At 69.4% G+C, this 21121-nt stretch carries 19 protein-coding genes; 8 read left to right on the forward strand and 11 right to left on the reverse strand.

All coding sequences use genetic code 11. The features are described from left to right. The first annotated feature begins 39 nt into the window (after nt 1–39). Nucleotides 40–1275 (forward strand): hypothetical protein, encoded by a 1236-nt coding sequence (locus HUA78_RS15740; protein ID WP_174476620.1) that lies wholly within the window; start codon nt 40–42, stop codon nt 1273–1275. 232 nt (nt 1276–1507) lie between these two features. On the opposite strand, the gene HUA78_RS15745 is transcribed toward HUA78_RS15740, so the two are convergent. Next, the gene (locus HUA78_RS15745; protein WP_174476621.1) at nt 1508–2350 is read right to left on the reverse strand and encodes a dienelactone hydrolase family protein; all 843 of its coding nucleotides are present in this window, start codon (nt 2348–2350) and stop codon (nt 1508–1510) included. A gap of 92 nt (nt 2351–2442) precedes the next feature. Between HUA78_RS15745 and HUA78_RS15750 the strand changes: the two genes are divergently transcribed. After that, on the forward strand, nt 2443–3399 hold the full coding sequence (locus tag HUA78_RS15750) for a GlxA family transcriptional regulator (RefSeq protein ID WP_141647833.1): 957 nt from the start codon (nt 2443–2445) through the stop codon (nt 3397–3399). Nucleotides 3400–3490: 91 nt separating this feature from the next. Here HUA78_RS15750 and HUA78_RS15755 read toward each other — a convergent pair whose 3' ends face one another. Together HUA78_RS15755 and HUA78_RS15760 are read right to left on the reverse strand one after the other, a co-directional pair. Further along, nucleotides 3491–3916, reverse strand: a complete 426-nt coding sequence (locus HUA78_RS15755) for a PaaI family thioesterase (RefSeq protein ID WP_141647832.1) — start codon at nt 3914–3916, stop codon at nt 3491–3493. A gap of 86 nt (nt 3917–4002) precedes the next feature. Beyond that, the gene (locus HUA78_RS15760) at nt 4003–4965 is read right to left on the reverse strand and encodes an AraC family transcriptional regulator (protein ID WP_174464647.1); all 963 of its coding nucleotides are present in this window, start codon (nt 4963–4965) and stop codon (nt 4003–4005) included. A gap of 146 nt (nt 4966–5111) precedes the next feature. Between HUA78_RS15760 and HUA78_RS15765 the strand changes: the two genes are divergently transcribed. From HUA78_RS15765 to HUA78_RS15780, 4 genes are all read left to right on the forward strand, one after another. After that, nucleotides 5112–5555 carry a DUF4267 domain-containing protein gene (locus HUA78_RS15765; protein WP_174476622.1) on the forward strand — a complete coding sequence of 148 codons (444 nt, stop codon included), beginning with the start codon at nt 5112–5114 and terminating at the stop codon, nt 5553–5555. Nucleotides 5556–5876: 321 nt separating this feature from the next. Next, nucleotides 5877–6530, forward strand: coding sequence for a hemolysin III family protein (locus tag HUA78_RS15770; protein ID WP_174464686.1), 654 nt, complete (start codon nt 5877–5879; stop codon nt 6528–6530). Nucleotides 6531–6606: 76 nt separating this feature from the next. Then, entirely contained in the window at nt 6607–7389 is a 783-nt protein-coding gene (locus HUA78_RS15775; RefSeq protein ID WP_174463944.1) for a polymer-forming cytoskeletal protein, read from the forward strand. A gap of 470 nt (nt 7390–7859) precedes the next feature. Next, complete coding sequence (locus HUA78_RS15780) at nt 7860–8891, forward strand: class I SAM-dependent methyltransferase (protein WP_174456565.1); 1032 nt, start codon at nt 7860–7862, stop codon at nt 8889–8891. 26 nt (nt 8892–8917) lie between these two features. Here the strand turns inward: HUA78_RS15780 and HUA78_RS15785 are convergent, their stop codons facing one another. Genes HUA78_RS15785 through HUA78_RS15795 form a run of 3 tightly spaced genes read right to left on the reverse strand, consistent with a single transcriptional unit; the run spans nt 8918 to nt 12474 of the window. Next, nucleotides 8918–9730, reverse strand: coding sequence for a hypothetical protein (locus tag HUA78_RS15785; RefSeq protein WP_174476623.1), 813 nt, complete (start codon nt 9728–9730; stop codon nt 8918–8920). Between the two features lie 39 nt (nt 9731–9769). Next, the gene (locus HUA78_RS15790) at nt 9770–10366 is read right to left on the reverse strand and encodes a hypothetical protein (RefSeq protein WP_174456342.1); all 597 of its coding nucleotides are present in this window, start codon (nt 10364–10366) and stop codon (nt 9770–9772) included. A gap of 56 nt (nt 10367–10422) precedes the next feature. Next, nucleotides 10423–12474, reverse strand: coding sequence for a PAS domain-containing sensor histidine kinase (locus HUA78_RS15795; RefSeq protein ID WP_174476624.1), 2052 nt, complete (start codon nt 12472–12474; stop codon nt 10423–10425). A gap of 315 nt (nt 12475–12789) precedes the next feature. On the opposite strand from HUA78_RS15795, the gene HUA78_RS15800 reads away from it, so the two are divergent. Continuing rightward, complete coding sequence (locus tag HUA78_RS15800) at nt 12790–13494, forward strand: NADPH-dependent F420 reductase (RefSeq protein ID WP_174456344.1); 705 nt, start codon at nt 12790–12792, stop codon at nt 13492–13494. A 56-nt stretch (nt 13495–13550) separates the two neighbouring features. On the opposite strand, the gene HUA78_RS15805 is transcribed toward HUA78_RS15800, so the two are convergent. The 4 genes from HUA78_RS15805 to HUA78_RS15820 form a co-directional block, all read right to left on the reverse strand. Beyond that, nucleotides 13551–13967, reverse strand: coding sequence for a hypothetical protein (locus tag HUA78_RS15805; protein WP_174463946.1), 417 nt, complete (start codon nt 13965–13967; stop codon nt 13551–13553). Between the two features lie 141 nt (nt 13968–14108). Beyond that, nucleotides 14109–15986, reverse strand: a complete 1878-nt coding sequence (locus HUA78_RS15810) for a M48 family metallopeptidase (RefSeq protein WP_254623737.1) — start codon at nt 15984–15986, stop codon at nt 14109–14111. 110 nt (nt 15987–16096) lie between these two features. Then, complete coding sequence (locus HUA78_RS15815) at nt 16097–16897, reverse strand: GNAT family N-acetyltransferase (RefSeq protein WP_174456346.1); 801 nt, start codon at nt 16895–16897, stop codon at nt 16097–16099. A gap of 75 nt (nt 16898–16972) precedes the next feature. Next, the gene (locus HUA78_RS15820; RefSeq protein ID WP_174456347.1) at nt 16973–17800 is read right to left on the reverse strand and encodes an AraC family transcriptional regulator; all 828 of its coding nucleotides are present in this window, start codon (nt 17798–17800) and stop codon (nt 16973–16975) included. Between the two features lie 230 nt (nt 17801–18030). On the opposite strand from HUA78_RS15820, the gene HUA78_RS15825 reads away from it, so the two are divergent. Beyond that, the gene (locus HUA78_RS15825; protein WP_371745592.1) at nt 18031–19989 is read left to right on the forward strand and encodes a PAS domain S-box protein; all 1959 of its coding nucleotides are present in this window, start codon (nt 18031–18033) and stop codon (nt 19987–19989) included. Nucleotides 19990–20046: 57 nt separating this feature from the next. Here HUA78_RS15825 and HUA78_RS15830 read toward each other — a convergent pair whose 3' ends face one another. Next, nucleotides 20047–21060: a M91 family zinc metallopeptidase gene (locus HUA78_RS15830; protein ID WP_174476625.1), complete on the reverse strand. Its 1014-nt coding sequence runs from the start codon at nt 21058–21060 to the stop codon at nt 20047–20049. Nucleotides 21061–21121: the final 61 nt, after the last annotated feature.

Below are 21121 nucleotides of genomic sequence, written 5' to 3' on the forward strand. Positions count from 1 at the left end.
GGCCGCCCCGCAGGATGAGCCCCAGAGGTGAAATCACGGATGTCGGAGCGGCATATTGAGATGTTCTGGCGGTGCTCCAGCTGTCAGCACCGCAACCTCGGTCGTCACATGGTGTGTCAGGGCTGCAAGAACGCCAAGGACGGCAGTGAGCAGTACGAGATGCCAGAGGACACGGCCTCGGCGGTGACGGTGACCGACGCGGCGCTCCTGCGAATGGCCACCGCCGGCCCCCACTGGCGTTGCGCCTACTGCGACAGCGACCAGCGAGCCCTGGACGGCGGCTGCAAGAACTGCGGCGCCTCGCCACCGGTGAGCCCTGGCACGCCCGACAAGGCCCCGGCTCCTCCCGAGAAGAAGAAGTCCCGGCGCGGGTGCATCTCCATCGTCCTCATCGTGGCGTTCTTCGGCTGCTGCTGCCCCATGTGGATGAACTCGGGGAAGTCGGGCTCGGCGTCCGTGCAGCAACCACCCGAGCAGGTCCAGACAGGCCCCGAGTGGACGAGGAGCCTTCAGGTCAAGGAGCTCGCCTGGGAGCACACGGTGTCTGTCGAGCGTCGCCATCAGGTCGAGCGCGAGGGCTTCGCCGAAGACAAGCCGTCGGACGCCCTCCAGGTGAAGGCCCAGGGACAGCGTCACCACCATGACGACCAGGTCCTCAATGGCTACGAGACTGTCTACTTCACGGAGCGGAAGCAGTCCGGTTACACCACCGAGACCTACCGCGACAAAGAGGCCTGCGGCGAGGACTGCTCCACCACGCCGAAGAAGTGCAAGGAAGACTGCACGAGCAACAAGAACGGCTTCGCCACGTGCAAGACCACGTGCACCGGTGGGGAGAAGCGCTGCACCACCCGCTACTGCTCGGTGACCAAGACGCGGAAGGAGCCGCGCTATGTCGACGAGCGGCGCTCGCGCAAGGAGCCGCGCTATCGGAGCGTGCCCCGTGACGCGCCGTGGTTCTCCTGGAAGGAGTGGACCTGGAGCCATGAGCGGGACGTGAAGGCGAGCGGGAAGACGCTGGAGACCCGCTGGCCCGCTGATGCCGAGCTGCGCCCGCCCAAGGCACTGCCCAAGGGCACGCAGGAGCGGAACTCCCGCAGCGCGAGCTACACCGTCGTCTTCCAGGGCGAAGGCCATCCTCCCGTCACGTACTCGCCGGAGACCCTGGAAGAGTTCCAGCGCTTCGCCATCGGCAGCACGCACACCGTCCAGCAGGAGAAGGGCGAGGTCTCGGTCGTCTCCGCGAAACCACCGCCGCCCGCCGCGGCGAAATGAAGTGAGCGCGAGCCGCCCGAAGGCTTCCGGGCGGAGGCAATGAGTAGCGCCAGCGGAGACCGCCTCCCGCCAGTTCGTGGGCAGGCGGCTCGGCTCCAGTCCGTTGTGGCTGCCCCGTTGGATCCGAACGACCCGCCAGTTCGTGGGCAGGCGGCGCCGTTCCAGTTCGTCGTGGCAGCTCCCGTTGGGTCAGCACGCCCCGCCCCGGCGGCATGGGCCCGCTGCACTCCCACTACGCCAGGAGTCTCCGGCGGAGGAACGCCAGGATTTCGTCTCGCGCGGCGGTGGTGGGTGCGTGCTCCTCATCGACGAAGTGGACGGTCAGGACGCTGTGGGGCGTGGGGATGAACTTGAAGAAGTCATCAGGGCGCTCGGACTTCGGGCCCGCCGCGCTGTCGGGCAACACGCGCCCGAGGAACCGCTCCCCAAGTGCCTGCTGGTAGGCGGCGAAGCGCTCCGCACGACAGAAGGAATCGCCCTGGAACCGATAGGCGAGGACGGTCAGGTCTTCATCCACCAGTCGCTGCCTCACACGCTCCAGTTCCTCGGGAGCGATGTTGACGCCCCCGGGCTCGTCGAGCGGCAGCGACGGCTGGGACAGCACCGGCGCCAGCACCGCCTTCTCCAGCATCATCGACAGCGCGAAGTTGCCCGTGAAGCACATGCCCACCGCGCCCACTCCCGGGCCGCCACATTCCTCGTGCGCCTGCGCGGCGAGCGCCCTCAGCCACGCCGCGATGGGGCTGGAGGCATTCGCACCGAGCGCCCGGAACTCCTTGCTGATGCAGGCGCGCTCGAAGATGGCCTTCCCCTCCTTCGCGGTCGGCACCGCGCCATCACGACCAAAGAGGCTCGGCATCCACACGGTGAAGCCGGCGTCCCGCACCCAGCGAGCGAAGCGCGCGACGCGGGGACTGATGCCCGGCATCTCCGCCATCACAAGGACCGCGGGCCCCTCTCCCGCCGTGTAGACCTTCCGCATCTCCCCCAACAGCGTGACGTCGCGGCGCTGAAAGTCCTCCAGGGAATCGTCCTCTTCGAGATTGCGCACGGCAGGCGCGGCCTGGGTCGTCATGTGCGTTCAACTCCTTTCGCCCGCAGAAGACCACCGGCCCGCTCGACGTCGCCAGTGTCCGAAAAGACGATTTTCGGGCAGATTCAGACACCATGTCCTTCACCATCATCGTCATGGAGGGCGCCTTCGCGACGAGTGTCGCGGCGACACTCGACATGCTCCGGGCCGCGCGCGCCCTGGGGGCGGAGTCATTGCGCTTCGAGGTGTGCTCAGTAGACGGCGGACAGGTCCCACTCACGGAGCGCGTGAGCATCGACACGTCGCGCCTGCGTGCGATGGCCCGCGGTGACACGTCGACCTGGGTCATCCCGGGACTCGGCATGACCCACGCCGCCGCCGTGCACGCACGGCTCGCGAGGCCGGACGCCACGAAGCTCTCGAAGGCCATCGCCCGTCATGTCTCGCGCGGCGGGCGCGTCGCGGCCTCGTGCACCGCCGTCTTCCTGCTGCGACAAGCGGGCGTCCTGACCGGCCGCAGAGTCACCACCACCTGGTGGCTCGCAGGACTGCTCTCCGAGCTGGAGCGGCAGTGCCGGGTTGATTCGAACGCGATGGTCTGCGCGGATGGCCCCATCATCACCGCTGGCGCCGCCTTCGCGCAGACAGACCTCATGTTGCACCTGCTGCGAGAGCGCTGCGGCGCGCGACTGGTCGACCTCCTCGCGCGAACCATGCTGCTCGACGGCAGGCAGGCGCAGGCGAAGTTCATCGCGCCGGAGCTGCTCGCGAACGGAGATGCGTTGATTGCGCGCATCACCGCGGCGCTCGAGGCGGGCTTCCCGAATCCCCCGGGAGTCGCCGAACTCGCCACGCGCCTCGGCATGACGGAGCGGACCCTGTCGCGCCACGTCCAGCGTGCGACGGGCCGAAGCCCCCTCGCGCTCGTCCACAGCGTCAAGGTGCGGCGCGCCCAGGCACTGCTTCAATCGACGCACCTGAGCATCGACGACGTCGCCGCCGAGGTCGGCTACCAGGACGCGAGCACGCTTCGCCGGTTGATGAAGAAGCTCGGAGGCGGGTCACCGCGTGCGCTTCGCCCGGCGCGGTAGAGCAGGAGCCCATCAACGCGCAGACGGGCCGCGAAACGCTTCGACGCCATCGAGGGCTCAGCCACGCGGGAGGCCTCCTCGACCTTCGGGCTCAGGAACCCGCGCCGCTCCGGTCCACGGGCGGAATCGCATAGGTCCCCACCGCATGGGCCACGGGCTCCGGCAGGCCTTCCGAGTAGAGGGACACCTCGCCCACCGCCAGCGTCCGGCCCAGCTTCAGCAGCTTGCACACCCCGAGGATGCGGCGGTCCGCCGATGGCTTTCGCATGAAGTTGAAGCTCAGGCTCGTCGTCACGGTGAGCGGGACAATGCCAAGCTCGCCCAGAATCGCGACATAGAGCGCCACGTCCGCGGTGGCCATCAGCACCGGGCCGGACACCGTGCCTCCGGGCCGCAGCTCCGCGCGCCCGATTTCATGCGCCACGGTGGCGGACTTGTCCCCGACCTCCAGAATCCGCACCCGCGTCTGCGGGAACTCCGCGGCGATGAAGGCCGCGATTTCTTGCTGACTTGCCATCCTCCGAGTCTGCAGGAAATGCCTCGACGAAGCGTGACGAAGTCGCGCTCACCCGCGTCGACGCGCCCGGAGTGTCCACCTCATTCTCACTGCGGGTGCCCTTGCGACGGTGAGAGCTCCCCACGCGCCCTGCGTCGGTACTCGCCGGGAGGCAGGCCCATGACCCGGCGAAAGGCCCGATTGAAGGCGAACTCGGACTCATAGCCCACACGTCCCGCGATGGCCGCGAGCCCGTCCTGGCCCTCGCGCAGTGCTTGCGCGGCCTCCTGCATCCGCAGCCGGGTGAGGTACTCGTGAGGCGCCACGCCCACCTCGCTCGCGAAGCGCCGCGCGAGTGTCGCTCTCGAGGTGCCCGAACGCCGTGCGAGCTCGCTCACCGTCCAGTCCCTCCCTGGCTCGGCGTGCATCCAACCCAGGACACTCGCGAGCGTCCTGTCTCCGAGCGCGCCCAACCAACCAGCACCTCCCGAGGTCTGCGCATCGGCCCAGGCCCGAAGCACCTGCACCAGGAGGATGTCGAGCAGTCGCGAGACAATCACCGAGGCGCCCCGCTCCCCCCGCTCATATTCCCGTTCGAGCAATGCCACCGTGGGCAACAAGGCACGTGCTTCCTCGGACGCTCCACGCAGATGGACCCGCTCGGGAAGCAGTCGAAGCACGGGATGGGCTCCGGGCTCGTCGAACGCGAAGCAGCCACAGAGCAGGCGCGACTCCACGCCAGACCCGCCCAGCACGTAGGACGACTCCCCTTCCCCTCGCGTCGCCAGCCAGTCCTCCAGCCGAAGCTTGGGGCTGCGCGGCGAATCCGCCACGGCATGTCCATCCCCACGAGGCAGCAGCACGACGTCACCGGGCCCGAGCGCGATGACCTCTCCGCCCTGCGTCAACTGGCAGGTGCCCGCGATGACCAGGTGCAGGGCCGCCGTGGCCGTCGGTGCGAAACGCAGCCCCCACGGGGCCCGCGCCACGGTGCGGCAGTAGATCCGCCCACGAAGATGGGTGCGCTCGAGAATCTGCCCGAGCAGGTCGGAAGGATGCGTCAGGTCCATGCCTCCAGGCTAACAGCGGACTGTCCATGGCGCTCGCGCACTGAGCGTTTCAGACAAAAGACTGAGTCATCGGCGAATGGCGCTTCCGGGGCCTGAACGGCACATTCCCCTTCACAAGCGACACCGAACTCCCCCCTGGAGGCCCCATGAATCCGAACCCCTCGAACTTGTCCTGGAAGCTCACCTCTCCCACCGCGCTGTTCACGCTGCTGCTGGGGGCCTTCATGCTGTACCTCAGCGTCGGGGGAGTGTTGGACCCCGTCGGGGCGGCGACGGGCTTCGGCCTCCCGCTCACCGGCTCCGAAGCCATTCCCTGGATGCACATCAAGGCGGGGCGAGACCTCGGCCTGGGGCTCGCGATCTTCGCCCTGGTGGCGACCCGGCAACGGCAGGCCGCGGGCGTCTTCGTCCTCGCCACCATCGTGATGCCCACGGTGGATGCGCTGACAGTGATGCAGAACGGGGCCTCACTCGCCTACGCACTCATGGTTCATGGAAGCGCCGCGGTCTACGGCGTCGTCCTGGCCACCGCGCTGCTGCGTCCCCGTCACCCGTCGCAAGCCGTGCTGCCGGAGAAAGGAGTTCGATGAACGGGTCTGCTCGACCCACGGCGCCTCCACCCCCGTTGACGTGGCGGTTCTGGTGAACGAGCAGGCCCGAGCCAGGCCAGGTCCGAAGGCTCACCTTCCCCCACGCGGATTCGACTCGCGGAGGTGTGCGGGGAGGTGCGCCACTCGCTTCTGACACGGCACCTGTGCTTCTGATGTACCCATGTTCGTCACGCACCGCGCCAAGGGCTTCGCAGCGTCTTCCTCCCGCCACGGAAGCGGTGCCCTCGCGCTGCGAGAGAAGCCAGGCCTGCGCGCACCCGTTTCCGGCGCCCGCATCCTGGTGGGTGCCGGGGGCCTGTCCTGACCGCCCAGGCTGTCGAGAAGCCGAAGCTGCGCGGAGTGCTGCACCAGTTCGCCGCCGTGGGCGCGTTCGGCGCCGGCAGCGTGCTGGTCTCCATGGCGCCCACGCTCCGGACCGCCACCGCCGCCGCGCTGTATGCCATCAGCCTCGTCGTGCTGTTCTCGGTCAGCGCAACCTACCACCGGGTGGACTGGTCCGTGCGCGGCCGGGCCTGGATGCGGAAGATGGACCACGCCTCCATCTTCATCCTCATCGCCGGCACGTACACGCCCATCGCATTGATTGGACTCTCCGGAGCCGCGGGTGACAGCCTGCTGCTCGCCATCTGGTGCGGCGCCCTCGTTGGCGTGGTGAAGTCGCTGTTCTGGGCCCATGCTCCCAAGGTGCTCACCGCCGCCCTCGCCCTCGCGGTCGGCTGGACGCTGGTGCCCTACCTCGACGAGGTGCGCGCCGCGCTCGGCGGCGTCGAGCTGACGCTCATCCTCCTGGGGGGCGTCGCCTATACCTCGGGCGCCATCGCCTACGCCTTGAAACGCCCTGACTTCCGTCCCGGCGTCTTCGGATATCACGAGCTGTTTCACGCGTTGACCATCGTCGGCGCGCTGTTCCACTTCGTGGTGGTGCTGCGGCTCGTGCGCGCCGCGGGCGCATAGCCCCGCGCGGTCGAAGCAAAACCGCCGTGACAGGGAACACATCGGGATGTGGCCCCCGTGCGGTATCGTGGCGAACATGATGGGCACGAAGAAACATCTGCTCCCGAAGGCACAGCGCTTCAGCGCGGGGACCCTCACGGAGGAGTCGGCGCTGGCGCTGCTGAAGAAGCACGCCCGTGGGAAGTTCGCGAAGTCGAGCACCCTCCGCTCCGCCAAGCGCTTCATCGAGCAGCGCGCCGGGGGCGACCGCGCCGACAGCGACATCCTCCACCACGTGGGGAACCTCACCCTGGAGGAGCTCGTCACCGGGCGCCGGCCGCGAATCGGCCTCCTCATCGTCGAAGGCGACCTCACCGTGAAGGGGCGTTACGAGGACTCGCTCGACCCGGAGTCGGTCGTCATCGTCACCGGCTCGCTGCGGGCCCGGGACGTCATCACCACGGGGTTCCTGGAGGTACACGGGGACCTCGTCGCCAGCCAGTCCATCCTGTTCCTCGACAATGACGCCTGCTGCGAGGTGTTCGGCGACGTCAGCGCGCCCTTCGTCTACACGAACTACCACGCGGTGAAGGTGCACGGCGGCGTGAAGGCCCGGCTCGTCACCGGGGACGCGAAGCACATCCGCAGCGCACAGAAGCACGCGTTCATCGAGGAGACCGACCCGCGCGTCCGCGAAGTCCTCTCACCGAAGCTGCTGAAGGTCTACGCCGACGAGGTGTTCGAGGACGAAGAAGGCGAGGAGGCCGACCCCGAGGCACCGTGGATCGACGCCATCGACGCGGAGAAGCTCGCGGCGTTCATCCGCCGGGGGCAGCCCGCGCTGGCTCAGCCCGCGGCTCCCAGACGTCGGAAGAAGTGACGGTGGGCCGCCGGGCCCTCCACGGGGACGTGAGGGGTAAGGCCTCCGAGCAGGACGCCAGCGCCCGGTAGGACCGTCACCCCAGGCGCGACGGTGGCTCGCGGACGTGTTACCCCCTCGGATCCATGCCCCCCCGCTCCCCTCGCACCGCCCCCCCGTCCAAGAGGGCGGCTCCCCGCGCAGCCGCATCCCCGTCCAAGGGGTCGGCGCCCCGCGCCACCACGTCCCCGTCCAAGGGGTCGGCGCCCCGCGCCACTGCATCCCCGTCCAAGGGGTCGGCGCCCCGCGCCACCGCGTCCCCATCCAAGGGGTCGGCGCCCCGCGCCACCGCGTCCCCGTCCAAGGGGTCGGCGCCCCGCGCCACCACGTCCCCGTCAAAGGGCGCGGCTCCCGTCGCCCCGGCGACCCCGCTCCCTCCTGGCGCCCCGTTCACCTGGCGCTCGGAGAGCAACGAGCCCTCGCCCACCCGGCTGCATGCGGTGAATGACCGGCTCAGCGCGGACACCGCGCTCAAGCGGGTCCGGAATGGCGAGTTCCTGCTGTACTCGGGCGACTTCCACAACGCGAAGCAGCTCCTGGGCGCGCTGGGTCGGAGGCTCGAACGGGCGTCGAACGCGCGCTCACCCCTGGAAGCCTTCCGGGCCGAGCGTCGCGCACGGCAGCTGGAGCACGAGACGCTGTCGCGCATCGTCGTGTCGCTCGACCGAGACTACCGGCTCGCGCTCGCGCGGGCCCCCGACGTGGCCCAGGCGTGCCGACAGGTCTGGGGTGAGCCGGAGACGGAGTTCACCGTCGTCCCCCTCAAGCAGTTGCTCGGCATGCTCGGAGCGGCGGAGTGGCGGCGAAAGGGCCTGGCGGTGCCCGGCCTCACGGGCCTCATCCATCCGCACTACGGCGTGTACCTGCCCACGCGCACCGACTACGTGGAGCTGCTGCTCTGGCTGCCCCTCCTGAAGGGCCAGCGCGTATTCGACGTGGGCACGGGGACGGGCGTGCTCTCGTTCCTGCTCCTCCAGCGGGGCGCCGCGTCCGTGCAGGCGACGGACTGCGACTCGCGCGCGGTGGCCTGCGCCCGGGAGAACGCGGAGCAGTTGGGACTGAGCAAGTCCTTCCAGGTGGCCGAGGCCGACCTCTTCCCCGAGGGGAAGGCGGACCTCGTGGTCTGCAACCCACCGTGGATTCCCGAGCCGCCGAAGAACCGGGTGGACCGCGCGGTGTTCGACGAGGACAGCCAGTTCCTGCGGCGCTTCCTCGAAGGACTCCCCGCCGCGCTCACGCCGGGAGGCGAGGGGCTGCTGATTCTGTCGGACCTGGCGGTGCTGCTCGGCCTGCGTCCGTCCGGATGGCTCCAGGAGCAGTTCACCCGGTGCGGCCTGACGGTGAAGTCGAGCCGCTCGACGGTGGCACGGCACTCCAAGGCCCAGGACACCTCGGACCCGCTGCACATGGCGCGCTCACGCGAGACGACCACGCTCTACTGCCTCACGGCGGTGGCGCCGTAATCCAGCGGGGGAGCGGTGGCGCCTGACTACGAGGCGCTCCGCCCCGGGTCCGCGCGCTCCAGCGTCAGCACCGCCGACGTGAGCCGAGGCTGGTCCAGCTCACGCGCGAGAATCGCCAGACAGAGCTCGGCGTCTCCCAGCGAGGCGTCGGGCCTGTCGCCAAGCCCCTGGAGTCGAGCCTGGAGCTGCTCCAGCGAGAAGCCCCGGCGCTGGATGTCCGCGAGCATGCCCTGACGGAGCGTCTCCAATACCCGCCCCTCGTTCGCCAGCTCGAACACCAGCTCCTCCAGGCTCACGCGGACAGGCATCCACGCCTCGTCGGGAGCCCTCGCACCGTAGAGACCTTGCGCCACGTTCGCGTCGGACATCGTGACGCGTGAGCCATCGCGCTCCAGGCCCAGGGCGGACTGGTCCCAGACGATGGCGCCCGCGGAGGAGCGCTCGCCATCGACGAGCAGGGTCTCCACCGCGGTGAACCAACTCGCGACCTGCCAGAAGTGGTCGAAGGTCCCCTCCGTCCAGGACCGGCCCCCGATGCGGACCTCCAAACCGAACCGCAGACGACAGCAATTGAAGTTCGGCGTGTCGAGGCAGAGCTGCACCAGCTCGCGCTCCTTCCCGAGGAGCGAGGCGCCCTCCATCACGAACGACTCGCTCGCATCCTCGCCGAACGCGCTTGCCCGGTTGGGCACGGCGAGGAGCCCTTCCGGCACCGCGACGCGGCCCTTGGAGCCATATGCTCGCGCCCCGGGCGGACCCACCTGCTCGTCATGGAACAAGGGAGCGGCGACGAGCAGCGTCGCCAACAACTGCGTGGCTTCTCTCGGGGGCGCGCTCACGTGACGTCCGGGCCTGCCATCAGGAGGGGAGGCTCGACTTCACTCGATATCCACGACGCACGCACCCACCTCCAGCAGGAGCGGCTCTCGCGCGGAGACCCGACAGCGCTCACCGGGCGTCGACAGCTGCTTGGCGCCGACCGTCGTCACGCCCTCCACCGCCTCGATGTAGAAGCAGGGGTGGTGCCCCCCGCCGACCGTCACCTTGACCTGGTGCTCGGCCACCCCCTCCTGGTCCACGACGATGACGTTGGTCGCCGCCCGTCCGACGGTGAGCGGACTGGACCAGACCTCGTGCCGTCCACCGAGCAGCAGCTTGGAGAGGACCTCGCCCTGCTTCGAGCGAACGGTCACCTTCATCCGGTATTGCTCCACGCGCCAGTACACCAGGGACGTGCTGAACGGCTTCACGTCCCCCCAGGCCAGCGTGCCCGTCTCGGGGTCCACGCGGACGGTCTGAAAGTTCTCCGGCGAGCGCAGCCAGTCGCGCGTCTCCTCGGTGAGGTCGGGGACGCGCGCGGGCTCCCAGTCGAAGAGGCACGGCTTGAGGCTCGCCTCGCCCTCGTGCCCGTCGCTGAAGCGCACGCGGACGACGAAGGGAGCGACACAGCGGGCATCGAGAATCACTGCGGCCATGCTCGGACCTCGCCCTGTCAGGGGGTCTTCCACCTTGCGGCGCGCGTGTCTCATTTTCAAGAGCGGGGGGTGGGCCCGCCCCGACCCGACGGCCCGGGTGAGTCCTTCGCGCCCTGGCGCAGCTCGAAGCTGAACGTGGCGCCCTGGCCCGGCTCGCTCTCGACCGAAATCCTCCCGCCATGCTCCTGGATGAGCTGCTTGGAGATGTAGAGGCCCAGCCCCAGACCGCTGGACTCGCTCGCGGAAGTCGCGCGCTCGAAGCGGACGAAAATTCGCTCGTGATGCTCGGGAGGGATGCCACGGCCTTCATCCCGGAGGCTGAACTTCACCCAGCCCTCCCGCGACTCGAGCTTCGCGTGCACCGGCTTGCCGGGCGCGTACTTGATGGCGTTGGTGATGAAGTTCGTCAGCACCTGTTCGATTCGCGCGGCATCCAGACGGACGACGAGGCCGTCCGCCACCTGCTGCTCGAGCTGGATTCCAGCGGCCTCGAACTGGGGCGTGAAACGACCCAGCACCTCCCGCACCAGGTCGGAGAGGTTCGTCTCCTCGGGTATCACCGTCAGCTTGCCCGTGCTGATGCGCGACACGTCGAGCATGTCATTGACCAGGCGCCCCAGCCGGTCCACCTGGATGAGCGTGGTGTCGAGCAGCTTCTCGAAGCGCGCGGGCGGAAACGCCGCGAGGCCCTGGTTCGCGAAGAGCCGCTTGCTCATCTGTGCCTGCAGCTTGAGCGTGGTCAGCGGCGTATTGAGTTCATGCGAGGCGACCCCGAGGAACGTGTCCCGCGAGACGATGGCCGCGCGGAGGTTCTCCGCGAGCTGCTCAATCTCTTTCTGCTCGTTGACCTGGTCGGTCACCTCGTAGATGACCACCAGGATGCCGTCGATGCGCCCGGCCGGGTCGCGCTTCGCCTGGTAGGTGAAGTTGATGAACAGCTCCCGCTCGGCCCCGTCGGACTGGACCATGGACGCGCGCAGCTTCGTGCCATGGAAGCTCTTGCCCGTCTGATAGACGCCGTCGAGAATCTCGTGGAACCCCTGCCCCTCCAGCTCCGGCAGCGCCTCCCGGACGGGCAGGTGCAAGAGGTCCGTGGCCGGGCGCCCTCCGAACAGCATGGACATGTAAGGGGCGTTCACGAAGGTGTAGACGTGGCGCGGCCCGCTGAGGATGGCGATGCCCAGCGGCGCTTGCAGCAGGAAGCTCTGGAGTTCCTGACGCGCGAGCTGGCCCTCCTCCTCCGCCCACTTGCGCTCGCTGATGTCGAGCGCCGTCCCGATGAACCGGGTGGCCCTTCCCTCCGCGTCGAAGGAGACCTGACCTCGCGCTTCGACCCAGCGAGGCCGCTCACCCGGGCCCCCTCTCACCCTGTGCTCCCGCAGGTAATGACCCTTCGTCTCCCCCGCGAGCGCGGCGGCGATGCTCACGCGCACGGCATCCACGTCATCGGGATGGATGCGCTCGAGGAACTGGGGGATGCCGTACTCCGCCTGCTCCGGCAGCCCGAAGAGCTCGGTCATCCGCGCATCCGCCGTCAGCACCCTGGTGGCGACCTCCAGCTCCCAGGTGCCTGCCCCGGAGGCCTCCACGACCCGGCGCAGGCGGTCCTGGCTGCGCCGCAGGGCCTGCTCGCTGAGGATGCGCCCGGTGGTCTCCGTGCAGACCACCAGCGTGCCTTGAATCTTCCCGGACTCGTCGAAGACCGGGGAGTAGCCATAGGTCCAGTAGACGTCCTCGATGCGGCCGTTGCGGAAGATGGGGACGAGCTGGTCCTCGTTCCAGCTGGCCTTCCCCTCGCGCATCACGTCTTCGATTTGCGGTCCGATGATGGGCCAGATTTCAGGCCACGTCTCCCGGCCCGGCCGCCCGAGGGCCGCGGGGTGCTTGCCCTTGCCGAAGCTGGGCACATAGGCGTCGTTGTAGAACTGGATGAGCTGGGGGCCCCACCAGAGGAACATGGGGTGGCGCGAGTGGAGGAGGGTCTGGACGGTGGTCCGCAGTGAGCCGGGCCAGCGCTCCACGGGGCCCACGGGAGTCGAGGCCCAGTCCATCGCGCGCATCCGGGCCGCCATCTCCCCGGTCCCGCTGAACAGCTCCTCCGCATTCACGTGGTCGCGCTCCCGGGTCGTGCCGCGGGAGCGGAGTTCTAGAGCATCGCTCCCTTGCATGAAACAACTCCGCGACGCCGGGCACGCCCATGCGGCCGGCCGGTCCTTTTTACAGCCGCATCCTCGACATCGCGTGCTCACGGAGGCACCGCTCGCAGGCCGGGACACTCCCGCGGGCCCTGAACCTCCTGTCGGAGGATGCCCTCCTCGCTCGGCGCCCCCTCTCTCACGAGCGCCCGCGCGGCGAAGGGGTTATCACCGGGGTCAGGTGGCGAGGCGCACGCCTTGCCGTCCCCCTACCAACCGGAGTGACAGATGAAGATTGGAATCATCGGCGCGGGCCATATCGGCGCGGCACTGGCGAGGAAGTGGGTGAAGCTGGGTCACGAGGTCGTCATCGCGAACTCGCGCGGACCGGACTCGCTCCGCTCGCTCGCGGCCGAGATTGGAGCCACCCCCGTCACCGTCGAACAGGCCGCTCGCGGGGGCGAGGTCGTGGTCGTCACCATCCCCCAGCGCGCGGTGGAGGACCTGCCGAAGAATCTCTTCGCGGGCGTCCCCTCGGACGTGGTCGTCATCGACACCGGCAACTACTACCCGAGCCGCGACGGCGGCATCTCCGCGCTGACGGGAGGACAGATTGAGAGTTCCTGGGTCAGCGGCCTGCTCGGGCGGCCGGTCGTCAAGGTGTTCAACAACATCTACTCCCAATCCCTGGCGGAGAAGGGCACGCCGAAGGGGACTCCCGGGCGTATCGCGCTCCCCGTCGCGGGCGACCCGCCCGACGCGCGAGCGAAGGTCCTCCGGCTCGTCGACGAACTCGGGTTCGACGCGGTCGATGTGGGCGGCCTCGAGGAGTCGTGGCGCCAGCAGCCGGGGACGCCCTGCTACACCCGGGACCTCGACGCGCGGAGCCTGAAGGAAGCGCTCGCGTCGGCGGACCGGAGCCGCATCCCCGAGTACCGCAAGGCCGCGGATGACGCGGCGAAGGCGTTCTTCGAGGCGCAGAAGAAGGGCTGACCGCGTCGGCAGGCGGGGTGGCGCGGCCCCAGGTTGGGACGCGTCCCCCGGTGCACTCAGAGCGGCGAGACGTCGCTTGCGGATGCGGGCGCTGGCGCGGGTGCGGGCGCCGCCTCGTCCTGGCTCACCTGGGAGTTGAGCACCCAGCTCAACGAGTAGCGCGAGCCGAGCAGCCGGTAGGTCGCGCGTTTGCCGCAACCCGTGACACCCGCAGTGTGCTTGTCGAGCCGCGTCGACTCGAGCTGCGCGCGTGCACAGCCCAGGTCGAACTCCGCGCGAGCCTTCACGTCGGGAACCCAGGAGCACTGCCCCATCACACAGCGCAGCTCATAGGTGCCGGAGGTACCGCAGCCGCTCAGCTGGTACTGATTCTCGCCGAGATAGGTGGGCGTCAGCTCCTCGGAGCACTTGAGGTCCTCGGCGGCGATCTTCTCCAGATTCGCATAACGCTTGGAGTTGATGGACAGCCCCATCGGAGCGCCACACCCAATCCAGTCATCAGCCCGAGCGAGAGGTTCATGGACAGACTTCTATCATGTCCATGGTGTCTGCTTCAGCCTCCCGCTCGCGGCTCGGGAGGGCGCCACTGATTGCGGCTCACCGCGGCCCGCGCCTCAGGCTGCCTGCTGCGAGCGCGCCTGGTATTCCTTCATGGCCCTGCTGCGCCCCAGGTAGTGCTCGAAGGCGCGCAGCAGGGCGTCCGGGTCCTTCAGCTTGCTCAAGCAGATGGAGCGCTTCTCCTTGGAGCGGCCCTCGCCCGCGAGCTGCAGATCCAGGTACTTCTTGAACATGCGGTCCTCGGTGCTCGCGTTCGTCACGTGCTCGAGCAACACGGGTTCCTCCCACTCCGTGTAGCTCACCTGTGCGAAGTCCAGTTGGGCGTCCAGTCCGACGTCCTTGCCCTCGAAGGTCAGCGGCGGGAAGTGCCGCTCCACGTGCTCGCGCTCCGCCGCGTTGGACGGCACGTAGCGGTAGGCGAGCACCAGGTCGTGTGCCTGGGAGAAGCGCGCCTCGTACGCGCCCCACAGCCGCGCCTCGATGGCGTCCACGTCCTCGATGGTGGTCACCCAGGAGAACGTCACCGGCTCGAGCAGCACCTGCGCCATGTCCGCCGGCGCCAGCCGCGCGTTCACGTTCTCCAGCCGCGCGGAGAGCGGCGGGTGGGAGTCGAACGGATGCGGCGTCACCGTCCCGTGCAGGTCGCCATGCACGGCGTCGGACTGCGCGTATTCCGCGAAGCCGAGGGCGACCCGCCGGGCGATGGCCACGGACTGCTGCCGCTCGTCGCGGGAGAAGAGGTCCGACTCCACGCGCTCACGAAAGCCCGCGTACGCGCCCACCTTCACGAGCGAGCGGGCGATGTCCCGACCCGAGGTGAGGCCCGCGGCGAGGCGATCCGCGGCGAGTTCGCTCGCACGCCGGCTGCGTCCCAGCGACAGCTCGAAGAGCCCGCGATAGGCCACCATGAAGTGGTAGATGGGCCGCGTCAGTCCGCCCTCGTGCAGCGTCTGGAGGTACTGGCCGAAGTGCGCGAGCATCGGCGCGAGCCGCTTGCCGTGCCCCGTGTCTCCGCCCAGCAGGTGCCCCATCTCGTGCGCGAGCACCGCGTCGGCCTCCGACTGCTCCAGGAGGCGCAGCAGGGACAGGCTCACGTAGAGCGTCCTGCCCGAGAGCGTCCGGTCCCCGACGCGCACGTCGCCCTCGGTGACGAAGAAGTTGGCGTCGATGCCCGCGAGGATGTTGTTGGGAGGAGGCGTCTGGAGCCGCGCGCACAGCTTGCGCACGTGCGCCCAGAGCTCCGGCGCCTTCGACTCCTCGAGCACCTCCGCCTCCACCTCGAAGTCCATGGGCGGACGACGGAAGATTCCGACCACCACCAGGAAGATGGCCATGGCGGCCAGCGCGCCCACCACCAGGATGAGCTTGGGGGAGTAGCGGTTGAACCAGAGCGCCGTCACCCAATAGGACAGCCACACGGCGAGGCCGCCCTGGCCTATCGCCTGGAGCGCTCCGGTGACGCGCAGCACGTTCCAGCCGATGACGAAGCTGCCGTACTGGAAGGGGCGAGAGACGAACGCGGCCAGGCCACACAACAGGGCAATCACCGTGGTGGCGAGCCCGAGTGCCAGCAAGCCCAGCGCCAGGCTGTGCATCCAGTCGAACTGCTGCACGTCCTTGCACACCCCGCCGAGGTTGCTCCGGAAGTTCGCCAGCTCCGCATCCGTGCTGAGGCAGGCCGCGGAGGCAGGCACGGCGCGGAAGAAGGCCAGGGTCTCCTGCCGCTGCTGCTCGTCGAGCTGGGTGTCCTGGGCCACCTGCCGCTCGATGGACGAGAGCACGTCCCCGTCCACGCTGGAGGTGGCGTGGCCGGTGAACCACAGACCAAAGAGAGGGAGGGCGAAGAGCCAGAGGGCGGGCAGCACATAGCCGCGCAGGAAGCCGGGAGCGGTTGTCGTAGGGCGCATGATTTCGGTGCCGGGAATCTTACGCATGGGCGGGTGTCCCCTCACCAGCCCCCTGGCGCACGTCTCCGTTCCCAAGAGTCTGGAACTCCCGCCATGCCAGGACCGAACACTGATGCCCGACACAGCCGCGCACGGCGCTACGAGCGCTGCCGCATCATCACCACCTTGGGGTACGCGATGAAGAACCCCATGCGCTCCATGTTCCGCTGAGACGCACTGGCCGGCAGGGTGCTGCTCGCCGCCAACGTACACCCCTGGCGAAGGGCCCACGCCAGTCGCGCGGCAATCAACTCCTGCTGCAGCCCCCTGCCCCGGAAGCGCTCCCGCACCCCCGTCCCGGACAGCGTCGCCACGCCGTCATGCAGGGCCACGGTGCCGCCGCCCGCGGGCTCTCCGTCCACCAGCGCGAGGAAGCAGGTGGTGCCCGACATCGACGCCGTGCCCAACATGAGCGAGGCCTCCGCGTCCGACACCTCCTCGCGTCCGAGAAAGCCCTGGGCCACCGTGCGCGAGAAGACCTCCGCCTCGCCAGGGCGAAGGGGACGAACCTCCGCGACTGTCGGCGGAGTGGGACTTCCCGGCAACTCGCGCACGAGCACCTGCTGGAACTCGCCCACCTGGTAGCCCCGCTGTGCCAGCCCCTGGGCCAGCGTGTGATGGGCGAAGGGCAGCAGGTCTATCTGGAGCACGCCGCCGCCCTGGCCCAGATGGGACTCCACCCGGTCCAGGTCCTCGGCGCTGACGGGCTCTTCCAAGCCCAGCGCGAGCGCCTGCGTGAGGGGCGAGTCGGGGCCGTTGAAGAGGGCCAGGCCCCCCGCGACTTGAAGGACACCGGAGGGCGGCGTGGCCCCGCGATTCTGCGCGGCCTGGGCCAGCTCCAGGCGTCGGGCGAGCAAGGGGTCCACGACCAGACGTGACGGCGAAGAAGAGGGCTGCATGGCGCGCACCCTCATCCACGACGGACGGCGGCGTCTACCGGCTTCCGGCGCCGCTTGTCACAATCGTGCGCTGCTTCACGCCCGCCGCGCACGGCGGAAGCGCGCGGGCGTGGCGCCATGACGGGCACGGAACAGCGCCGTGAAGTGACTCTGGCTGCAGAAGCCGGTCGCCTGCGCCACGTCCCCCAGTGGCAGCGCGCTGGTGACGAGCAGCTCCCGGGCCCGCTCCAGTCTCCGCGTCAGGACGAAGCGGTGCGGCGTGCTCCCCGTCGCCCGCTTGAAGCTCCGAGCGAAGTGCGACGGGCTCAGCCCCACCACTCCCGCAAGCGCCTCCAGTCCCAGCGGGCCGTCCAGGTTCGCCTCCACGAAGTCGGTGACGCGACGAAGCTGCCAGGTCGCGAGGCCCACCGCCTGGAGGCTCGCGCGCCGCCGCTGCCCATCCAGCCGCAACAGCCGCAGCCCCACCACCGTGGCCAGCGCCTCCATCTCCAACCGCGCGGGTGGCAGGCCGTCACGCAGCGCCTCGCCGCTGGCGCGCAGCAGCTCCCGCAGCACCGGGTCTCTCTGACACGCGGACGGAATGGACCGCAGTCCGCGCCCCGCGCCGGACTCCCCGCTGAGCACGGCGAGCCGCTCCGGGTGCAGGAAGAAGGACACCACCTGGGCGCCTTCCGCCCACGCGAAGGCATGGGGCTGCTCGGGGCTGACGACGCCCACCTCCTCGCAGGTCACGCGAAGGTCCACCGGACGCCCGGCGGGCCGCCACCGTCCCTGGAGGGACTGGCGGACCAGCGGCATGAGCAGCTGCGACTCCGGATGATGGTGCTCCGCCGTGCACACTTGTTGATGCTGGTAGAGGGCCACGCCCACGCCCTCCCAGGCCACCGAGGCCAGGGGTTCCATCCGTCTCGCAGGTCCTGTCACGTGGCGCTCCAGCTCGGGTCGGCTTCCAGGGCGACGCCAGCGTATGTCCAGATTCATGAACATCGCAGCGCCAGCCGAGCGGGACCTCACACGGGCCGCGAATGAGTTCAACGCGGAACGTCGTGTTCGCACGGCACCTTCGCTTCCGTGCTACGCAACGCAATCCTCGCCTCACCGTTCGCCGCTCCAATCCCTCCCCCGCCCCACTCGTGAACTCGCGCATCCCTGGCCCTGGAATCGACCCTGCACCTCCCCGCGCGGTGGACCCGGCCCGCGTGTGGATGGTCGATGACAGCGCCATGCAGATGGAGCGGGCTCGCGCGCTCCTGTCGAAGCACCACGCGGTCGAGACCTTCCGCGACGCGGAGACGATGCTCGAGCGGCTCACCCAGGGTCCGCCTCCCGACGTGCTCCTGCTGGACTGGCAGTTGCCGGGCGTCTCGGGCCTGGATGCATGCCGCTACGTGCGCGAGCACTACGATGACGTCTCGCTGCCCATCCTGATTCTCTCCGCGCGCGGAGCCCACGCGGACTTCACGGAGGGCCTGCGGGCCGGGGCCAGCGACTACGTCGCCAAGCCCTATGACGACGCGGAGCTGCTCGCGCGCGTGGGCAGCCTCCTGCGCATCCGGGCCCAGGGGCAGCAGCTGCGCGAGCGCGAGGCGTACCTGGCGACGACGCTCTCCAGCATCGGCGACGCCGTCATCACCACGGACCGGGCCGGGCGCATCACCTTCCTCAACCCCGTGGCCGAGCGGGTCACCGGCTGGCATGACTCGGACGCGCGCCAGCGTCCCGTGTCGGAGGTCTTCCGCCTCATCGACGCGGGCACGCGGGCCCCGGTGGAGGACCCCGTGGGCCGCGTGCTCACGCTCGGCACGCCCCAGGGACTCATCGGGGCCACGCTGCTGTCGCGCAAGGACGGCTCCGAAGTCCCCATCGAGGACAGCGCCGCCCCCATCCGCGTGGGCGCGAGCGACCTGACCGGCGCCGTGCTCGTCTTCCGCGACGTCACCGAGCAGACGCGCGTGAGGCGACACAGTGAAGCCCTGGACGCGAAGATTCGCGCCAGCGAGGCCGAGCTGCGCGTGCTGCTCGACGCCATCCCCGTCCTCGTCTCGTATGTCGCACCGGACGAGACCTACGGCCGGGTCAACAAGGCCTATGAGGAGTGGTTCGGGATTGAGCAGGACAGCCTCCGGGGAAGGTCCATCCGGGAGGTCATCGGGGAGGCGGCGTACGCCGTGCTCGGCCCGTACGTGAAGCGAGGCCTCGCGGGCGAGAGCTTCTCGTTCGAGCAGCACGACGTCCCCTATCGCCTGGGCGGCACGCGCGACGTGAAGGTGACCTTCATCGCGCACCGGGAGCCGGGGCAGGACCCGGGCGGTTATGTGGCGCTGCTCCAGGACATCACCGCCGAGCGGAGGCTGGCGAAGGAGCGAGAGCACTCGGTCGAGCAGCAGCGGCGGCAAGCGGAGTTCGAACAGCAGCTCATCGGCATCGTGAGCCATGACCTGCGCAATCCCCTGGGCGCCATCCTGATGGGGGCCGCCCGGCTGAACCAGCAGGACGGGCTGGACCCGGGTGTCCGCAAGCTGGCGGCCCGCATCCAGTCCTCCGCCGCGCGCGCGGTGCGGATGGTGAACGAGCTGCTGGACTTCACCCAGGCCCGGATGGGCGGCGGCATCCGGATTGAGTGTGGCCCCACGGACCTCCACGCCTTGATACGCGCCATGGTGGAGGAGGTGGAAGCGGCCAACCCCTCCGCCCGGGTCCGCGTGGAGCTGCGCGGAAACGGGCAGGGCTCGTGGGATGGGGACCGGCTCTCCCAGGTGCTCCAGAACCTGGTGACGAATGCCCTGAAGTACGGCGAGCCGGAGACGCCCATCCACGTCGCCTGTCAGGGCGACGGCGAGCAGGTGACGTTCAGCGTGCACAACATGGGGGCGCCCATTCCGGAGGACCAGCTCCCCGCCCTCTTCCAGCCTTTCCAGCGGGGCACCGACGGCGTGGACAAGGCGGGCCGCAGCGTGGGACTCGGCCTGTTCATCGTGAAGTCGATTGTCGACGCGCACGGGGGCCGCATCGACGTGCGGTCCTCGACAGACAAAGGCACCACGTTCATCGTGACCCTGCCCCGCCACGCGCGCAGCTCGGCGCCTCGCTGAAGTCCTCTCTCGACGGCGAGCCGCGGCCCCTCTGAATGAAGGGCCGCGCCCGGGAGCTCACTTCTCGAGGTCGCCGAGAATCTTCCCGATGGGCGACGGCGTGCCCAGCATCTTCTGGAACGGGTTCCGGGTGTCCGAGCCCGCGTCATAGTTGCCGAGGTTGACGTCGTTCTGGTTCCGGTCCGGCAGCATGCCCGAGTAGTCCTGGCGGGACGGCAGCCCGTGCTCCTGGCGAATCTTGTTCTCGGTGGGGGCCCAGCCCGCGGGCGTGTGCGGCGTGGGACGCAGGCCCACCGTCTCGAACTCCTCGCGCAGACGCAGGCGCGTCTCGACGGTGTCCTTCATGTTGGCGGAGTGTTCGGGGAAGCGCTTGAAGACGTCCGCGTCGTGGTGCTTGCTGGCCGCCAGCGGGCTCACCTGCACGCCATTGGCCGCGCGCCAGGCGTGGACCGACTCGTGGCCCAGGCTGTTGAAGCGCTGCCCCGGGGCGTTCTCGTTGTAGTTGATGCGGCTGGCGGTGCCCGCTCCGGGCTGGCCCTCGTAGCGGTACGCGGGGCGGAGCGAGTCGAGGCCGCCGTTGTGCCGGGGCGCGTGCGACATGGGCATCGCGGCGTCGCGGCCCGAGTAGATGTCCGCCACCGTCAGCGGGTTGCGCTGCGTGCCGATGGCCCCCGGATTCACGTGGGAGGTCCGGTCATTGAGCTCCGTCATCAACCGGCCGCCCTCGGGCTTGCTCGTCAGCCGGTGCGTGGAGTCGCGGACATCCGAGGTGAAGTCGGCGAAGTCCGCGCCCGACTGGCCGCTGTCGCGGCGGGTCCGGATGCCCTGGAGGTCCGGGTGCGCCACGCCGTAGTCCGTCGGCTTGAGGTTGTTCTTGCCGTTCTGGAGCTCGGCGGGGGTCGGGCGGGGAGCGTCGGGCTTCGGGGCCGACTCGGTCTTCTTCGGCGGGCTCTTCTCCGGCGACTTCGGCGAGCTCGTCTCCAGCTTCGGGGGAGCGCTGGTGCTCCGGGAACGCGAGCTGGAGGAGGAGGACGGGGACCGAAGGGAAGACGGCTTGGAGCGGAGCTTCATGGGGGATCGCCTCTGGAGGGAGTCGGTGACGAGGCTCCCTAGAGCATCCGGTGTGCCAGCC

The organism is Myxococcus sp. CA033 (genome assembly GCF_013336625.1).
GTDB classification, from domain to species: Bacteria; Myxococcota; Myxococcia; order Myxococcales; family Myxococcaceae; genus Myxococcus; species Myxococcus llanfairpwllgwyngyllgogerychwyrndrobwllllantysiliogogogochensis.

Excerpts from the sequence above, each read along its gene's own strand:
- HUA78_RS15740 (WP_174476620.1), top strand. The coding sequence starts at position 40 with ATGTCGGAGCGGCATATTGAGATGTTCTGGCGGTGCTCCAGCTGTCAG.
- HUA78_RS15745 (WP_174476621.1), bottom strand. The coding sequence starts at position 2,350 with ATGACGACCCAGGCCGCGCCTGCCGTGCGCAATCTCGAAGAGGACGAT.
- HUA78_RS15750 (WP_141647833.1), top strand. The coding sequence starts at position 2,443 with ATGTCCTTCACCATCATCGTCATGGAGGGCGCCTTCGCGACGAGTGTC.
- HUA78_RS15755 (WP_141647832.1), bottom strand. The coding sequence starts at position 3,916 with ATGGCAAGTCAGCAAGAAATCGCGGCCTTCATCGCCGCGGAGTTCCCG.
- HUA78_RS15760 (WP_174464647.1), bottom strand. The coding sequence starts at position 4,965 with ATGGACCTGACGCATCCTTCCGACCTGCTCGGGCAGATTCTCGAGCGC.
- HUA78_RS15765 (WP_174476622.1), top strand. The coding sequence starts at position 5,112 with ATGAATCCGAACCCCTCGAACTTGTCCTGGAAGCTCACCTCTCCCACC.
- HUA78_RS15775 (WP_174463944.1), top strand. The coding sequence starts at position 6,607 with ATGATGGGCACGAAGAAACATCTGCTCCCGAAGGCACAGCGCTTCAGC.
- HUA78_RS15790 (WP_174456342.1), bottom strand. The coding sequence starts at position 10,366 with ATGGCCGCAGTGATTCTCGATGCCCGCTGTGTCGCTCCCTTCGTCGTC.
- HUA78_RS15800 (WP_174456344.1), top strand. The coding sequence starts at position 12,790 with ATGAAGATTGGAATCATCGGCGCGGGCCATATCGGCGCGGCACTGGCG.
- HUA78_RS15805 (WP_174463946.1), bottom strand. The coding sequence starts at position 13,967 with ATGGGGCTGTCCATCAACTCCAAGCGTTATGCGAATCTGGAGAAGATC.
- HUA78_RS15810 (WP_254623737.1), bottom strand. The coding sequence starts at position 15,986 with ATGCGTAAGATTCCCGGCACCGAAATCATGCGCCCTACGACAACCGCT.
- HUA78_RS15815 (WP_174456346.1), bottom strand. The coding sequence starts at position 16,897 with ATGCAGCCCTCTTCTTCGCCGTCACGTCTGGTCGTGGACCCCTTGCTC.
- HUA78_RS15820 (WP_174456347.1), bottom strand. The coding sequence starts at position 17,800 with ATGGAACCCCTGGCCTCGGTGGCCTGGGAGGGCGTGGGCGTGGCCCTC.
- HUA78_RS15830 (WP_174476625.1), bottom strand. The coding sequence starts at position 21,060 with ATGAAGCTCCGCTCCAAGCCGTCTTCCCTTCGGTCCCCGTCCTCCTCC.